Source organism: Actinoplanes italicus (genome assembly GCF_003001815.1).
Classification (GTDB): domain Bacteria; phylum Actinomycetota; class Actinomycetes; order Mycobacteriales; family Micromonosporaceae; genus Actinoplanes; species Actinoplanes italicus.
The window spans coordinates 229,519-245,108 of record NZ_PVMZ01000015.1; the positions used below are offsets into that span (position 1 = coordinate 229,519).

The window sequence follows — 15,590 nt, forward strand, 5'->3', positions numbered from 1 at the left end:
CTGAACCGGATTCCTTGATCCGGTGGGTTCGCTGCCGAAAGAGGGGATGTGTGGGGGCGCATCCGGGGCCGTGGCCGCAGCCTGCTGATGACGGTGGCGCTCGCCGTCGTCCTGCTGGCTCTCGCGGGCTACGTGCTGCAGGGCACCGCCGACACCACGCGCGCCACCGAGCAGCAGAGCGCCGCCCTGATCGTGGACATGAAGTTCACCGAGGCACGGATCGCCGTCGCGATGCAGGAGGTGAACCTCCGGCACTACCAGGTGGAGCCGTCGGTCGCCGTACGGAGCAGGTTCGAGAAGGTGGTCGCGGAGGCCGAACGGAACCTCACGGAGATCGCCGAGACGTCCGGGGACCGGGCCCGGCAGGACGCGCGGCGGCTGCTGACCGGTCAGGTCGCCTATCGCAAACTCGCGGAGCAGCTGATCGCGAAGGTGGCCGACAGCGATCCGGACTTCATGCAGTTCGACCGGCTCCAGGTCACGCCGGCGTTCTACTCGCTGCAGAACGACGTGGACGACGTGTCCCGGGCGTACCACGAGTACGCGCAGCAGGAGGTCACCCGGCTCGGCGACGCGCAGGGCCGGCTCCTGCTGGGCACCGCGATGGGATTCGGCGTCGGTCTGACGCTGGTCGCGATGATCATGCGGATGGTTCTGGGCTATCAGCGCCGGCTCGTGGTCCAGGCCGCCGACAGCCGCCACCAGGCCATGCACGACCCGCTCACCGGCCTGCCCAACCGGGCCCTCTTCCAGCAGAAACTGCAGAAGTCGCTGGCGGCCGCGGAACGTGGCGGCGGCCGGACCGCGATGATGGTCATCGACCTGGACGGGTTCAAGGCCGTCAACGACACGATGGGGCATCACGCGGGCGACCAGGTGCTGATCGAGGCCGGGCGGCGCCTGTCCGGGCACGTCGGCGCGCCCGGAGTGGTGGCACGCCTCGGCGGCGACGAGTTCGCCGTGCTGCTCCCCCGCGTCTCCGGCCTGCCCGAGGCCACCGCTCTCGCCGAGCAGCTGGTCGCCGAGCTGAACCGCGACTTCGTGCTGGGTGACCGGCCGGCCGCGATCAGCGGCAGTCTGGGGGTGGCCCTCGGTCCGGCGGAGGGGGCGGCCGACGCCGGCGAGCTGTTCCGGCACGCCGACGCGGCCATGTACCGCGCCAAGCGCCACGGCGGTGGTGTCGCGGTGTACGACCCGGGCACCGACGCCGGTGAGCAGGACGACCGGATGCAGCTGTTCGCCGATCTGCGCCTGCTGCTGGACACCGGTGATCCCGAGGGGCAACTTCAACTGCATTACCAGCCGCAGGTACGCCTGAGCGACGGCCGGGTCGGCGCGGTGGAGGCGCTGGTCCGCTGGCGGCATCCGTCCCGTGGCGTGGTCATGCCGGCCACCCTCCTGCCGATCGCCGAGCGCGGTGGCCTGGAGATCGGCCTCACCTATCACCTGCTGACGGTGGCCGCGCGGCAGACGGCGGCGTGGCTGGCAGGCGGGTGGCGGTGCCGGGTGTCGTTCAACGTGGCGCCGGGGGCGCTGCGCGACGAACGGTTCGCCGAGACCGTGCTCGCCACGATCGACGCGGCCGGCCTGCCGCCCGAGCTGCTGCGGCTGGAGCTCACCGAGACCGGGATCATGGCCGACTCGGGCACGGCGTTGCGCCGGCTGAGCGACAGCGGCGTCACCGTGTCGGTGGACGACTTCGGCACCGGGTTCAGTTCGCTGGTGCAGCTGCGGGACGTACCGGCCGACGAGCTGAAGATCGATCGGCTCTTCGTCGGCAGCCTGGCCGAGGGCACGCCGGACGAGGTCATGGTGCGCAGTTCGATCGACCTCGGGCACAACCTCGGGCTCGAGGTTGTCGCCGAGGGCGTGGAGGACGTCGCGACGCTGGTACGGCTACGGCAGATGTCGTGCGACCACGCACAGGGGTTCGTGCTGAGTCACCCGGTCCCGGCCGGCGAACTGCCCGACGCCTGCCGTGCCGCCGAGACGGTGGCCGCCGCGGCTCTGAGTCAGACCGCTCCGGTCTCGCCCGCCTGCTGACGGCGTTCCTCATCGGCCTGACGGCGGCGCTCCACGCGGCGCTGCTCCAGCCTGCGCCAGCGGTTGTAGACCTCGACGGCGGCCTCGACCGGCTCGGGGGCGCGGCCCGCCTTCCACTGGCGCGGCAGGATCGCCTCGGCGCCGAGCCAGAGCAGGTCGCTCATCGGCACGGTGCCGCCGTGCATGCGCATCAGTTCCTCGGCGACCCGCACCGCGTGATCGCTACGACGCCACAATTCCACCGCAGTACTGCCGTGCAGTAACTCTTCGTGATCGTCAGGATGCAGTTCCATAGGTTGGCTGCCCTTCGCGGCGATAAGAATCCCAGGTCAGAGGCACTGTGGCGGTCAGCGGTCGAGAATGTCAAGACCACGGAGCGCGACCAAGGGCGCAGATCACGTCAGGACGTTGACAAACATAAATTAAAAGAGGGACATTGGGAGCGCTCCCACTACTCCCATCCCCAGGAGAGAAGCATGACCGTCCCCATCCCGAGGAAGCGGCGCGCCTGGTGGGCCGCCATCGCGGCGGCACTCTGCGCCGGCGCCGCGGCGCTGTTCGTGGCACAGCCCGCCCACGCGGCCACCGGATTCACCGTCTCCGGCACGCAGATTCTCGAAGGCAACGGCGCGCCGTTCGTCATGCGCGGTGTCAACCACGCGCACACCTGGTACCAGGACCGTACTCCCCGTGCACTGGCCGACATCAAGGCCCTCGGCGCCAACACCGTGCGCGTCGTGCTCGGCAGTGGCAAGCGCTGGGGACCCGACAGCGCCGCCAACGTTTCCGCCGTCATCAGCCAGTGCAAGACGAACAAGCTGATCTGCGTGCTGGAGGTGCACGACACCACCGGGTACGGCGAGGAGGGCGCCGCCGCCTCGCTGGCAGAGGCCGTCGACTACTGGATCTCGATCAAGAGTGCCCTGGACGGCCAGGAGAACTACGTCATCCTCAACATCGGCAACGAGCCGTACGGCAACACCAACGCGTCGGGCTGGGTGGCCGACACCAAGAACGCCATCACGCGGCTACGGGCGGCCGGGTTCGCGCACCAGATCATGGTCGACGCGCCGAACTGGGGCCAGGACTGGTCGTTCACCATGCGCGACAACGCGGCCTCGGTCTTCGCCACCGACCCGAACCGCAACACCGTGTTCTCCGTGCACATGTACGGGGTGTTCGACACCGCCGCGGAGATCACCGACTACCTGAACCGCTTCAAGACCGCCGGGCTACCGCTCGTGGTCGGCGAGTTCGGGCACAACCACTCCGACGGCAACCCGGACGAGGACGCCATCCTGGCCACCGCCCAGCAGCTCGGCATCGGCTACCTCGGCTGGTCGTGGAGCGGCAACGGCGGCGGCGTCGAATACCTGGACATGGTGACCGGCTTCGACGCGGCGCAGCTGACCTCGTGGGGCCAGCGACTATTCAACGGAGCCAACGGCATCAAGGCCACCTCGAAGCAGGCGACCATCTTCGGCGGCACCACCCCGTCGTCCCCGTCGTCCTCGGGCCCGCCGTCCGACCCGCCGCCGTCGTCGCCGTCCCCGTCGGCCCCGTCCGGCGCCTGCACCGCCACCTACGCGGTGACCGGCTCCTGGCCCGGCGGCTTCCAGGGCGCCGTCACCGTCAAGGCCGGCAGCGCGGCGATCAACGCGTGGACCGTGACCTGGACCTGGCCCAGCGGGCAGAGCTTCACCAACACCTGGAGCGCCACGGTGACCACCTCCGGTAGCGCGGTCACCGCCAAGAACGCCGCCTGGAACGGCAAGCTGGCCGCCGGCGCCTCCACCACCTGGGGCTTCACCGGTTCGTTCAGCGGCAGCAACACCGCACCCACCGCGGTCACCTGCGCCGCGGCGTGATCACCGGCGCCGCCTTCACCTCGCCTCGGTGAAGGCGGCGCCGTCTTCCTCAAGCGCGGGCCGGTGAAGGCGGCGCCGTCTTCCTCAGGCTCGGACCGGAGAGGCCGATAGTCCCGAAGTGAACGGGAATGGATCCATACGGCAGGACCCGCTGCTCGCCGTGGCGACAGCGTGGACCCTTCTCGGGATCGCGCTGTTCTTCGTGCTCCAGGGCCACTCGGACACCCAGGTCGATGTCTACTGGACGTTCCAGGTACCGCTGGACGCGCTCCTGGCGTACTCCTCCTGGCGAGTCTTCCGGATCGCCACCGGCGCCATCCGCAGGTTCTGGCGGTTCATGGCCATCGCCGGCGTCCTGTTCACGACCGGCGACACCGTCCAGACGTTCACCTCGTACTTCGAACGCGACCAGTGGAACACCGCGGGCGGCACCGTCCAGTCGGTGTGCTTCACCATCGGCATCGGCCTCATCGTGGTCGGCATGCTCATCCACCCGCACTCCGGCCGCAGCGGCAAGGAACGCCTGGCGTTCTGGCTCGACTCGGCGACCGTGCTGGTCGGCGGCGCCGTCGTGGCGTGGTGCTTCGCGATCAACTCGGAGGACCGCGAGACCAATCTGATCGGGGCGCTGGCCGGAGCCGCGCTCGTGCTCACCTCGGCGTTCGCCGCGGTCAAGATGATCCTCAGCGGCAACGCGCCGATGCACCGCAACGCCGCCATCCCGCTGATCATCGCGGCCGTCGTGAACGCGCTCGGCCTGTTCGTGGCCCCGGACGCCGACGGGTCGCTGCCGGCCCACGCCTACGCCATCCGGTTCCTGCCGTCACTGCTGATCGCCGTGGGGCCCCGAGTCCAGGAGATACTCGCCCAGTTCGACGAGCACGCGTTCGGCTCGCGGCGGCGCAAGTCGTACAGCCTCCTGCCGTACGGCTCGATCCTGCTCGTCTTCTCCGTCATGATCGTCATGCTGTCGCAGAACGAGGACAAGGACGCCCGCCTGTGGGGCACGGTCGGCGGCCTCGGCGTCATCGTCGGCCTGGTCGTGGCCCGGCAGCTACTCGCCTTCCATGACAACAAGCAACTCATCGCCCAGCTCGACACCACTTTGCACGAGTTGCGTGAGCACGAGACGAGGCTGCGGCGCCAGGCCCTCTACGACGACCTGACCGGGCTCGCCAACCGTGTCCACTTCCGCGAGGAGGTCGACATCACCCTCGCCGAGGCCCCGCACGACACCGTGTCGGTGCTGCTCATCGACCTGGACGGGTTCAAGGGTGTCAACGACACCCTCGGGCACGCTGCCGGTGACGCGCTGCTCGCCGGGGTGGCCGAGAAACTGCGTGCTTCGGTACGTAGTGTCGACCTGCCCGCCCGGCTCGGCGGCGACGAGTTCGCCATCCTGCTGCGCGACTGCGACGCCCGGGACGCGGAACGGACCGCGCAGCGGATTCTGCAGGCGATGACCGTACCCATCATGATCGATGGTTCTCCGGTCTGGGCCAACGCCAGCATCGGCGTGGCGTCCGCCGAGGAGACCGACGACCTGCGGTCGCTGCTGCACGCCGCGGACACCGCCATGTACGCGGCCAAGCACGAGGGCAAGGGCACCTGGATGCGCTACGACCACAGCATGCTGCCCGCCGCCTGAGCCCCTTCCTGCCCCCCTCCATCCCTCGCCTTCGCCCTCGCATCTCCCGCGTCCGCTCGCCCTCGCACCTCCCCGCGCGGCCGCTCGCCCTCGCGGCTTCTGCGTCCGATCTCCAAGATCAGTCGTTGCTGACGACGTGAGTTTCTCGTTCCGGCACGGCGACGTCGCCGTCCACATCACCGTCGACCAGCCGGACGGCCACGCGGCCTGCCGCCTGCCGGGCTCGTCCGGCGCCGGGACCGTCCTCTACCCGCCGGTCCACGCCGACCTGGTGCTGCCGGTCACCGACCCGGGCGACGTCGAGCTGTTCTACCGGCCCGGCCTCGGCAGCTGGCGTTCCGGCCTCAGTGAGGGCGAGTTCGCCAGGTACGCGGGCATCCCCTACGGCCTGCTCGGCCGCCACCTGGTGATGTTCCTGTGCACCGAGGTGTACCGCTGCCGCAGCCGGACGATCACCCTGCACCCGCACCGCGTCTACGCGTTCCTGGCCGCGCTGGGCTCGCTCTCCGAGCAGACGGTCCGGGGCGGCTGGTTCACCGAACTCGAGGGCCAGCTCCACCGCACCCTCCGGCACGGCTGGATCGGCGAGACCCCGGGTTCCACGGGTTCCCTGGTCAGCGGCCGTACCCGGCAGAGCCGCGGCTTCCTCGACTCCGCCTCCGAGTGCCCACCGGTGATCACGCTGGAGGCAACGTTCGCCGAGTCGGCGCTGCGCTGGCTCCCCCTCGACGCCGACGTGGTCCGCGTCCTGAGCCGCCACTCCTGCCTGGCCCTCGACGTGTACGCCTGGCTCACCCTGGTCGGCGCCTACCTCGACGACGCCCGCCAGTTCACCTGGGAGACCTTGCAGGCACGCTTCGGCCCCGGCCCCGCCCTCAACTCCGGCCCCCTTCCCCGATCCGCTTCCGCCTCGAGTCACGGCTCCGGCGTGGGCTCCGCTTCCGTCACCGAAACCGGCCCGGGCGCCGCTTCCCGCTCAGGCGCCGATTCCCGCTCGGGCTCTGGCCCAGGTGCCGCTTTCCACTCAGGCTCCGCTTCCCACTCGGGTTCCGCTTCCCGCTCGGGTTCCGCTTCCCGCTCGGGCTCCGCTTCCCGCCCCGGTGATGACACGGCCGCTTTCGGAGCCCGCTTCGAAGCGTGCCTCGAGGAGATCCGCCGAGTCACCCACATCCCGTCGGTCACCGCCAACGCCTCCGGCATCGAGATCCGCCCCGCATCCGGTTGCGTCAACTCCTTCCACAGGGCGTGGCCGCGAACGTCCAGCGAGGCCCCTTGAACAGCAACCCAGCCGGCACGACATCCACCACCTCTCCACACACGGCAGGCCGATCCCCCCGCCATGGTTCGCGAACCCTTCCCACCCCGAAACAGCCCTATCCCACAGCTCACCCCGACAAACAGACCCCGATGATCGATCAGCAGTGGATCGCGAACCCTTTCCGGCCCGGGAAGCAGCCCTCATACACAGCTCGCCTCGAAACAGCTCTAGATACCTTTTACGGTCAGGGTCTGGTTGGGGCTGGTGGGGACAGTCCTGCCCCGGGCCGCTTGATCGCCCAGCCGTGCCCGGCGAACCCTTCCCCAGACCGCCTGATCACCCAGCCGTGGCAGGCGAACCCTTCCCCGGGCTGTTGATCGCCCAGCCGTGCCCAGTGAACCCTTCCCCGGGCCGCCTGATCGCCCAGCCGTGGGCGGTGAACCCTTTAACGGTCCGGAGGCAGCGATATCCCGGAGCCCGGCTCAGAAAACGGCCGCAGTTGATCGTCCAGCACCCGTCAGCGGCGGTAACCGACCCCCGCGACCCCGGAGCCCACGACGGTAACGCCAGGCCATCAGCCGACCGGGCGCCACCACGGCTCAGACGGTTGCGGCTGACGGGCCGGGAACCCCGACTTCGAAAGCTGTCTAGATGACCGTCCAGCCCAGAGCCACGACACGCTCGGCCGGCCGGTGCGGCGGTTGACCGCGGAACAGGCCGCCCACGAGCGACTGACCGAGTTCGTCGGGGCAGCCGTCGCGGTCGACCGGTTGCTGAAGCTGGAGCGACGCGGATGGTGGGTGCGGAGCGCGCCGATGGACGCGGGCATCCAGGACACCGTGGAGTGCTACCTGCCGGGCCGGGGCGTACTGACGTTTCCCCTCGACCCGGGGATCAGCGTCCAGTTCCCGAACGAGGATCCGGTGCAGACGTTCCGTGACGCGCGCCTCTCCGGGGCGCCGAACTTCGCGGCTCTGGATCCCGTGGCCCTCTCAGAACTGCTGTGCGACCTGCACTATCTCCACCACGGCGGAGCGATGCGGTAACGAGCACGGTCCCTCCCGCGACGCTGGTCGGCCGGCGTCGCGGGCCGGGCCGGTTCGGACCTCTGACGGCGGCGGGCAGCCTTCTCGGCGGGCCGGGCCGGCCCCACACGGGTCCGCGTCCCAAGGGTGGCGATCCGCGTAGCCGGCCGCGGCTTGGCGCGGCTCGGGTGAGTGAAGGACGGCAGCGCCGGTGCTGGCGGAGGGGCGGGGTGGAGTCAGAGGCGGAATGGAGTCAGAGGCGGGGTGGAGTCAGAGGCGGCGTAGGACGCAGACGACCTTACCGAGGATGACCGCGTCGTCGGCGGGGATGGGCTGGTAAGCCGGGTTGCGTGGGAGCAGCTCGGCGTGGCCTTCGCGGCGGCGGAAGACCTTGACCGTGGCCTCGTCGCCGATCATCGCGGCGACTATCTCGCCGGTCTCGGCTACCGGCTGCTGGCGGACCACGACTACATCGCCGTCGCAGATGGCGGCGTCGATCATCGAGTCGCCTTTGACGTTGAGGGCGAACAGCGTGCCGCCGCCGACCATCCCGGAGGAGACGGTCAGGTGGTCCTCGATGTGTTCCTCGGCCAGGATCGGTGCACCGGCGGCGATGGCGCCCAGGATCGGGACCGTCACCAAGCGTCCGAACGCAGCCGTCTGGCCGGAGCCCGGCGCCTGGTCGATGTCGGCGGCACCGGCAGAGCCCAGACCGGATGTCACACCAACGCCCGAGGGAGCCGGGCTGGACATCGCACCGACGCCCGCGAGTCCCGCGCCGGACGTCACACCGGCGCCGGTCTGGCTCTCGGCGTCGGTGTGTGGTGGGAGCGGGCGGCGCAGCTCGACGGCTCGGGAGTTGTTGGGCTCGCGGCGGAGCAGGCCGTGCTTCTCGAGGACGCCGAGCTGATAGGAAACGGACGAGGGCGAGACGAGCCCTACGGCCGCGCCGATCTCCCGGACCGTCGGTGGGTAGCCCCTCGAGCGCACCGACTCCTCGATGACGGCGAGGATGCGCAGCTGGCGGGCGGTCAGTGGCGGACGGGAATCTGCACCGCTGTCGATGCTCATGGCCGCACCTTACCCCATGATTAGATCAGATGTACTAATCGTCACCGGAAACCGCACGTTCGGGGGACAGGGAGCCCGGCCCGACGACCGATGTCCGCGAGGCTTCTACTAGCCAAGATCATCCGATGCCGACCATCTGGGAGTACGCCGACCAGGTCGCGGCGGGTGACACCGGTTCCTGGCTGGCCGCCACCCGGCGCGCCGCCCTCCTGCTCGCCCCGACCCACCCGGTGATCGCCCTGCCCCGCCGTGTGCCGGTGCACCAGGTGCTGGTGCAGACGACCTCGCTGGTCGTCTACGGCCGGACCTACGGGTCGTCGCTGCCGGGTCACATCGTCTCGGGTCCCGAGCTGGCCGCCTGGGTCACCGAGCACGCCCTGCCCGGTCCGGAGGCGGCACCCGGGAACATCGCAGCCGCGGTGCGCCGGCTCCTCGACAGCGTCGCCGGGATGCTTCGCGGGGCGGGCCATCAGGTTCCGGAACCTGGTCTGCGTTCGCTGGGCCGTCACTCGCCGGAACCGGTGATCCAGCAGTGGCACGACCTCACCGACGTCGACGACGGCTTCCCCGGTCCGCTGTTGTGCCTCGGCGTGGCCGCCATGTCCGACACGTTCGGCCCGGCGATCGTCTGACGTCCCGCCGCCGCACAAAGCCGCCGCACAAAGCCGCCGCACAAAGCCGCCGCACAAAGCCGCCGCAGGCGAGCCGGCCGCCGATGAAGACCGGATCAGGAAGACCGGATCAGGCGAGCGCCGCGGCGCGGTCCTGCTGGAAGGGGCCGACCCGCAGCGCCTTCATGGTGATGCCCTCCCGCTCGGCCTCGGGCACCTCGGCGGAGTCCGCGGCCGAGCCGGTGGACTCGGGGTCGACGATGTACTGCACGGTCACGCCGACGCCGCAGCCGGCCCGCCCGGCGGTGCAGACGTCCCACTGCACCAGGGCCCAGGCGCTGGCGCCCGGGGTGAGGGCGACCACCGTGTCGCCGCCGGTCTGCTCGATCCGGCTGGTGGGCACCTTGACCAGGTCGCCAGGCGGGGTGACCAGGTCGATGTCGGCCCAGCCCCGGACCCGGCAAGCCCGGCCGGAGTCGTTGGTGAGGCGCAGTACCGCGTCGCGCACCTTCGAGCCCGCGGCCCGGGCCTGTCCGATCAGGGTGCCGGTCAGGTCGTCGGTGAGGCAGTCGACGTCAGCACCTGCCGTGGAGACCGCGCCGGGGTCGGTGGACATCGCCCCGGCGGACGCCTCGCGGGTCCTGGTTCCGCCGACGAGTGCGACCGCGACGGCCGCACCCAGCAGCGCCGTGGTGGCAACCGTCAACTGTCGGGAGGTGCTGCGGCCGAACGCGTTGCGTGTCATGGCCGCTACTCTGCCGAGGAGATCAATCGGTGTGGACCGGCTTCGCGGTGGCTGGCACGAAGCCGGTACCGATCATCCACACAGGTCACCCTTGAGTGTCCGTCCGCCCGGGATCAGGCGGCCGGGGCGGGCTCCTCGACGGGATCGAGGTTCGGCGCGTGGCGTACCGAAGGGCTGAGGGTTGCCGCGATCGCCGCGCCGAGCATGATCGCCGACAGTGACCAGATCGAACCCTTCGGGCCGATCCAGGTCAGCAGGAGACCGGCCGAGAGCGAGGCCAGTGGCATGACACCCCAGGTCAGTGTGCCGGCGGCGCTCATGACGCGGCCGAGCAACTCGTTCGGGACCACCCTGCCGGCGTAGGTGAAGACGACCACGTTCCAGAGCGGGCCCACGAAGGCGGAGAGCGCGCCGAGCGCACCCAGCTGGAGCGTGTTGGTGGTGAGCAGGTTGAGTGGCAGCAGGATCGCCCAGACCCAGTTGATACCGATCAGGACGGTACGGAAGGACAGGCTCCGATGCAGCCGGCCGGCCACGAAGGCGCCGGCCAGTCCGCCCGCGCTGTAGAGGCCGAGCATCAGGCCGATGTCGGCCGGACTGCCGCCCTGGCGTTCGGCCAGCACGACGAGGACCAGGATGAGTGCCTGGAAGACGAAGTTGCTGGCGGCGATCAGCAGCATCGACACCCGGATGAGGGGCTGGCTCCAGACGTACCTGATTCCGGTAACGGCGGCCCGCCACAGTGGCTCGGTGGGGCCCTCCGGTGGTTTCTGCAGGTCGCGGCGGAGGAACAGCAGTCCGACGGCGGCGACGAGGTAGGAAATCCCGTCGACCAGGAACGGCGCGGCGCGGTCCAGGCCGAACAGGAAGCCGCCGATCGGTGGGCCGGCCAGGGTCGCGCCGCGGCTGCGTGCCTCGTTGGCGGCGATGGCGTCGGCCAGTTGCGCGGAGGGTACGACCATCGGCAGGGCGGCGTCCTGGGCGAGGCCGAAGAAGACGAAGCACAGGCCCTGAACGAACGCGACGACGCAGAGCTGGGCGACGGTGAACACGCCGGACCAGATCGCGAGCGGGACGCTGAGCAGGGCGATCGCCGCGACGAGTTCGCTGATCAGCAGGATGAGGCGGCGGTTCCAGCGGTCGACGAGTGGACCGGCGGGCAGGTTCGCGATCAGGTGCGGCAGGGTGCCGGCCGCTCCGACGAGCCCGGCGTCGAGGGGTGAGCCGGTCTCGGCGAGGACGAGCAGCGGGGTGGCGGTGGCGCTGATGGCGGCGCCCAGGCTGGAGATGACCTGGCCGCTCCAGAGCAGCGTGAAGTCGCGGTTGCGCCAGAGGGAGCTCATGACGGCGTGGGGAACGCGTTGAAGAGGACGGTGATCGGCCGGGCGCCGTCGGTGGCCTCGGCAGGGTAGCGGTGCCATCGGCTGACGAAGGCGACGTACTCCTCGCGGAACTGGATCAGTTCCTCGGCGGTGAGGCTGGTGGAGCTGAACGAGTGCATGGCGGCTTCGCCGAACTCGCCGAAGGACTCGCGGTCGCTCAGGTAGGCGTTCAGCTCACGCGTCCCCTGTTCCATCCACTGCCCGCCGATCGCGTCGGCGGCGGCGGCGATCTCGGGGTCTTCCGAGGCGTACGGCAGTCGCAGGTCCAGGGGAATCGCTTTCCAGTAACGGCGGCGACCGGCCGACAGTTCGGAGTCCTCCTCGATGAAGCCGTACCGCTCGAGCTGACGCAGGTGATAGCTGGTGGCGCCGCGGTCGGCGTCGAACACCGCGGCCAGATCGGCGGAGGTGGCCGGGCCGAAGCGGTTGAGACGGTTGAACATCTGTTGCCGTAGTGGGTGGGCCAGTGCTTTGAGCGAGTCGACGTCTGTCAAGTTGCGGCGCATGGGTGAGAAGATATCTATGCAAAGACTTCTTCTCATAGAAGTGTCAGTGAGAAGACAGCGACAGATCAGGACATCAGCGTACGAAGAGCAGGAAAAGCCCGGCCCAGGTGAAGCCGATCATGAGCAACACCAGCGGAAGCTCGTCGGCGAGCACGGCCATGGCGGGCTTCGGGCCGGCCTCGGCCAGCGCTCGGTCGTGGGCGACGATCACGCCCAGCATGTGTCCGATCAGGATCAGCGTGATCTGGACCCCGGCGACCATGGCGGGTGACGGTGACACGTCCCAGCGCCCGGCGGGCTGGCCGAGCAGCAGCAGGAACCCGCGCGGGGCCTCGACGATCAGCAGCGACAGGTAATGGGCGAGCGTGTATCCGGCCGCGATCGGGATCAGCGACAGGGTCACGTCCAGACGACCGGCGGTCCACCGGACCCCGAGAAAGACCAGCCCACAGAGGAGTACGAGACCCGCGCTGCCCCAGAACAGCGGTGCGCCGGCGCGGTCCACGAACCCCGTCCAGACCGGTGACGCCGAGGCACTGTCGAAGACGGTCGAGCCCCACCAGACAGCCACGAACCCGGCCAGTCCCGCCGAGGCGAGCGCGGACCCCCCGGAGGTCGGAGCCGGGTCGCGGGAAGCCGGGGCCAGGCCGGAGAGCGGCTGCCGATGTCGCAGCGGGCTGAGGCGGCCGGCCAACTCGGAGTACACCTCGAAGCAGTCGCCGCGGGCGAACCACTCCTCGCCGCGCAGGAGGGCGAGCAGGACCTGGCTCAGGCCGTACAGCAGAAGGAAGAGACCGACCGGGACCGGATCGCCGTGATGGGGCACCACCAGCTCGAACCAGACGAAGACCAGCAGGAACGCCGCCGCCGGCCAGGAGGATCGCGGACGGCCGGGCGCAAGCGGGCGGAGCCCGTGACGGGGCAGGCCCAGCAGGGTGAAGATCGTGCGCAGCGGGTTGACCGCCCGCCAGACCGGCCCGAAGACGATGCTGATCGGAATCAGCCCGACCCAGAGCCAGACGAAGAGGGCGTGCGCCGCCGGGTTGGTGGTGCCGCGCGGCCCCGCGAGAGCGAGGCCGGTGATGTAGAGCGCCAGCAGCAGCACCGGGTAGCGCAGCACGGCGAGCCTGCCGGACTCACGTGGCGGGGAGGGCTTGAGCCGCGGGGTGCGCCACCAGAAAGCGGCGATCAGAAACGACAGTACGACCGTCGCCGCGCCGGCCTGCAGCACCAGATCGAGCGGCAGCGGCAGCCCGGCGTCACTGCCGACACCGTGCGCGAGCGGGCTCATCGATGGTGTCACGCCGGATCAGCGGCCGGAGGGTGCCGCGCGATGTCGCCGTCCGGGCCCGCGGAATCGGCAGCCGCTTTCCGGGCGAGGTCGCGCAGGACTCCGGCGCCCGCGACCGCGACGCCCGCGCCGAGGCCGAGGGCCAGGACGACGAGGACGCGTTCGAGCACGGCCGGGCCTTCGAACGGCAGGACCGGCCGATGGAACGACGTGACGTCGGGCAGGACGAAGACCGCGGTGAGGGCGGCTCCGGCGCAGACCGCGAGAACACCGGCGGCGCGGCCGCGCAGGGCGGTCACCGCGCCGCCGAGGATCAGCGGCCAGGCGAGCAGGTTGATGCCGGCGGCGCTGAGGAACGTTCCGGCGAGCGGCGCCGACTCGACGGCCAGGGTCGAACCCGTCACGTGCACGATCGAGGACGCGGCGGCGATGGTCCCGGCTGCGGCGAGCAGCAGGTCGGCACGGGGCAGGCGTTTCGCGAGCAGGACGAGGGCCGCGCCGGTGAGGGCGGCCGCGATCCACCAGCCGGCCGCGAGTGGGCGCTCCTCCCCCACCAGGACGCCGTCGACGGCGACGGCGACACCGTTCGCGTCCAGCGGGACGGTCCAGGAGACGCGTCGACCGGCCGCGACCGATCGCCCGTCGGGGGTGGACCGTTCGTCGATCCAGGTCAGCTCGGCTCCGGGCGCGATCACGGCAGGCGTGGCCGTACCGCCGCCGGATTTGATCGTTATCGGACCGCCGGTGCCGTTGCGCAGACGCAGCCGCGCACCCTCCTCGATCGCGGTGATCTCCAGACCGGGAACCGCCGGAGTCACCGAGACCACCGACCCTCGTGCGTCGGTGGCCGTGAGGCCGCCCGCGTGAGCTGCGGCCGGACCACCGGTGACCACGAGCGCCAGGCCCGCCGTGACCAGGACGAGCAGCAGCCTGGTGATCACTGAACCTTTTTCAACCTGGCTGCGGGCCAGAACGGACGATGTGGTGCCGGTGGCCATGCCCTCGCCACGTTGAAAAAGGTTCACTCGGGGAGGCGCTGGACGCTGCGGGCGACCAGGACGGTGCCGACGCCGGTCAGGGCGGTCAGGGTGAGCAGGCCGGTGAGCATGTGGATGTTGTACCCCGTGCTGCCCTCCTGGATCTGCCCGACGAGCAGCACGGCACCCCACGCGGCCGGCGGCGCGACCAGGCCGAACAGGATCCAGCGGCCGTTCGCGCCGACTTTGACCAGCGGGGTGACCAGGCGCAGCACGATCTCGAGGGCGAAGGCCGCGGCCGCCAGGGTGAGGGCGGGCCACCAGTCGTCCCGCGAGTCGAACATCAGATGCATGAGTACGGCGATGACGGCCACCAGCACCGACGCGAGCCCGAACGGGAGCGGCCAGCGGCGGCCGATCACGATGAACGGCACGAGCAGGAGAATGGTGCTGAACACGTACCCGTGGATGAGCTGCGCGTCGGGCGAGAAGATCGGCACCGGATCGATGTCGCCGCTGCCGAGGTGCCGGAAGCCGATCGCGGAGGCGTGCAGCGAGTAGATGTGCACCGGGAGCGCGGCGAAGAGGGTGGAGATCCCGACCAGGAAGGCGCCGCCGACGCTGAGCCGCTTCTCGGGGCCGGTGGCGAGCATCAGGGTCGGGCCCATCGCGACGAGTGCCATGCCGAGGATGATGAACTCGTGGCTCGGGCTCACGAAGATCTCCATGTCCTGCTCGATGCCCCAGATGTTGTGCCACAGGGTGTCGACGCCGCCGCCGACGAGCAGGAACGCCATGCCGGCCAGTGGCAGGCGCAGGGCGTTGGGCAGGGCCAGCACCGACCGGTACGTCGGGATGCCCGGCAGCCGGGAGCGCATGATCCAGAGCAGGGTGAAGCCGGAGGCCGCGATGCCGGAGTAGAGGACGCCGTGCCACGGGGTCCAGAACGTCTCGAGCTCGGGTGTGGTGGCGTGGGCGTATGCGTCGAGCTGCAAGCCGATGACCAGCCAGGCGCTGGCGATCAGCAGCACCCACCGTTCCTTGGCGCTGAACGGCGCGGCCTCGACCGGCCGTGCCGCTTCCACGGATGTTGTCACGATTACCCCCATTGTGATCGTTCCGGCGCTCCGTAAGGTACATCGCCGCTGTTACATGAATCGATCAG

Annotated in this window: 14 protein-coding genes; 6 read left to right on the forward strand and 8 right to left on the reverse strand. The window is 70.3% G+C overall.

The window, feature by feature from the left end; all coding sequences use genetic code 11:
• Nucleotides 1-48: 48 nt before the first annotated feature.
• On the forward strand, nucleotides 49-2,043 hold the full coding sequence (locus CLV67_RS32170) for a putative bifunctional diguanylate cyclase/phosphodiesterase (protein WP_106325125.1): 1,995 nt from the start codon (nucleotides 49-51) through the stop codon (nucleotides 2,041-2,043).
• Here CLV67_RS32170 and CLV67_RS32175 read toward each other — a convergent pair.
• On the reverse strand, nucleotides 2,013-2,336 hold the full coding sequence (locus CLV67_RS32175) for a hypothetical protein (protein ID WP_106325127.1): 324 nt from the start codon (nucleotides 2,334-2,336) through the stop codon (nucleotides 2,013-2,015). The genes CLV67_RS32170 and CLV67_RS32175 overlap by 31 nt on opposite strands.
• 183 nt (nucleotides 2,337-2,519) lie before the next feature.
• Here CLV67_RS32175 and CLV67_RS32180 point away from each other — a divergent pair, with 183 nt between their 5' ends.
• From CLV67_RS32180 to CLV67_RS32195, 4 genes are all read left to right on the forward strand, one after another.
• Nucleotides 2,520-3,911, forward strand: a complete 1,392-nt coding sequence (locus tag CLV67_RS32180) for a cellulase family glycosylhydrolase (RefSeq protein WP_106325129.1) — start codon at nucleotides 2,520-2,522, stop codon at nucleotides 3,909-3,911.
• A gap of 118 nt (nucleotides 3,912-4,029) precedes the next feature.
• Complete coding sequence (locus tag CLV67_RS32185; RefSeq protein WP_239166861.1) at nucleotides 4,030-5,559, forward strand: GGDEF domain-containing protein; 1,530 nt, start codon at nucleotides 4,030-4,032, stop codon at nucleotides 5,557-5,559.
• A 136-nt stretch (nucleotides 5,560-5,695) separates the two neighbouring features.
• Complete coding sequence (locus CLV67_RS32190) at nucleotides 5,696-6,835, forward strand: replication initiation protein (protein ID WP_106325131.1); 1,140 nt, start codon at nucleotides 5,696-5,698, stop codon at nucleotides 6,833-6,835.
• Between the two features lie 683 nt (nucleotides 6,836-7,518).
• The gene (locus CLV67_RS32195; RefSeq protein ID WP_146169367.1) at nucleotides 7,519-7,863 is read left to right on the forward strand and encodes a hypothetical protein; all 345 of its coding nucleotides are present in this window, start codon (nucleotides 7,519-7,521) and stop codon (nucleotides 7,861-7,863) included.
• 249 nt (nucleotides 7,864-8,112) lie between these two features.
• On the opposite strand, the gene lexA is transcribed toward CLV67_RS32195, so the two are convergent.
• Complete coding sequence (lexA, locus tag CLV67_RS32200; protein ID WP_106325135.1) at nucleotides 8,113-8,913, reverse strand: transcriptional repressor LexA; 801 nt, start codon at nucleotides 8,911-8,913, stop codon at nucleotides 8,113-8,115.
• Nucleotides 8,914-9,038: 125 nt separating this feature from the next.
• On the opposite strand from lexA, the gene CLV67_RS32205 reads away from it, so the two are divergent.
• Nucleotides 9,039-9,545 (forward strand): hypothetical protein, encoded by a 507-nt coding sequence (locus CLV67_RS32205; RefSeq protein ID WP_106325137.1) that lies wholly within the window; start codon nucleotides 9,039-9,041, stop codon nucleotides 9,543-9,545.
• Between the two features lie 109 nt (nucleotides 9,546-9,654).
• Here CLV67_RS32205 and CLV67_RS32210 read toward each other — a convergent pair whose 3' ends face one another.
• The 6 genes from CLV67_RS32210 to CLV67_RS32235 all read right to left on the reverse strand — a co-directional run bounded on the left by CLV67_RS32210 (nucleotide 9,655) and on the right by CLV67_RS32235 (nucleotide 15,522).
• Nucleotides 9,655-10,269, reverse strand: coding sequence for a DUF4232 domain-containing protein (locus CLV67_RS32210; RefSeq protein ID WP_106325139.1), 615 nt, complete (start codon nucleotides 10,267-10,269; stop codon nucleotides 9,655-9,657).
• Nucleotides 10,270-10,382: 113 nt separating this feature from the next.
• Nucleotides 10,383-11,612, reverse strand: coding sequence for an MFS transporter (locus CLV67_RS32215; RefSeq protein ID WP_170154077.1), 1,230 nt, complete (start codon nucleotides 11,610-11,612; stop codon nucleotides 10,383-10,385).
• On the reverse strand, nucleotides 11,609-12,157 hold the full coding sequence (locus CLV67_RS32220) for an ArsR/SmtB family transcription factor (RefSeq protein ID WP_170154078.1): 549 nt from the start codon (nucleotides 12,155-12,157) through the stop codon (nucleotides 11,609-11,611). The genes CLV67_RS32215 and CLV67_RS32220 overlap by 4 nt, the downstream gene beginning before the upstream one ends.
• Before the next feature lie 73 nt (nucleotides 12,158-12,230).
• Nucleotides 12,231-13,448 (reverse strand): hypothetical protein, encoded by a 1,218-nt coding sequence (locus CLV67_RS32225; RefSeq protein WP_106325145.1) that lies wholly within the window; start codon nucleotides 13,446-13,448, stop codon nucleotides 12,231-12,233.
• Between the two features lie 8 nt (nucleotides 13,449-13,456).
• Nucleotides 13,457-14,389: a hypothetical protein gene (locus CLV67_RS32230; RefSeq protein ID WP_106325147.1), complete on the reverse strand. Its 933-nt coding sequence runs from the start codon at nucleotides 14,387-14,389 to the stop codon at nucleotides 13,457-13,459.
• Between the two features lie 80 nt (nucleotides 14,390-14,469).
• Nucleotides 14,470-15,522: a hypothetical protein gene (locus tag CLV67_RS32235; RefSeq protein WP_106325256.1), complete on the reverse strand. Its 1,053-nt coding sequence runs from the start codon at nucleotides 15,520-15,522 to the stop codon at nucleotides 14,470-14,472.
• Between the last annotated feature and the right edge of the window lie 68 nt (nucleotides 15,523-15,590).

Bases quoted from the DNA above. Each gene is read 5' to 3' on its own strand.
- CLV67_RS32175 (WP_106325127.1), bottom strand. From the start codon at position 2,336: ATGGAACTGCATCCTGACGATCACGAAGAGTTACTGCACGGCAGTACT.
- CLV67_RS32180 (WP_106325129.1), top strand. From the start codon at position 2,520: ATGACCGTCCCCATCCCGAGGAAGCGGCGCGCCTGGTGGGCCGCCATC.
- lexA (WP_106325135.1), bottom strand. From the start codon at position 8,913: ATGAGCATCGACAGCGGTGCAGATTCCCGTCCGCCACTGACCGCCCGC.
- CLV67_RS32205 (WP_106325137.1), top strand. From the start codon at position 9,039: ATGCCGACCATCTGGGAGTACGCCGACCAGGTCGCGGCGGGTGACACC.
- CLV67_RS32210 (WP_106325139.1), bottom strand. From the start codon at position 10,269: ATGACACGCAACGCGTTCGGCCGCAGCACCTCCCGACAGTTGACGGTT.
- CLV67_RS32215 (WP_170154077.1), bottom strand. From the start codon at position 11,612: ATGAGCTCCCTCTGGCGCAACCGCGACTTCACGCTGCTCTGGAGCGGC.
- CLV67_RS32220 (WP_170154078.1), bottom strand. From the start codon at position 12,157: ATGCGCCGCAACTTGACAGACGTCGACTCGCTCAAAGCACTGGCCCAC.
- CLV67_RS32225 (WP_106325145.1), bottom strand. From the start codon at position 13,448: ATGAGCCCGCTCGCGCACGGTGTCGGCAGTGACGCCGGGCTGCCGCTG.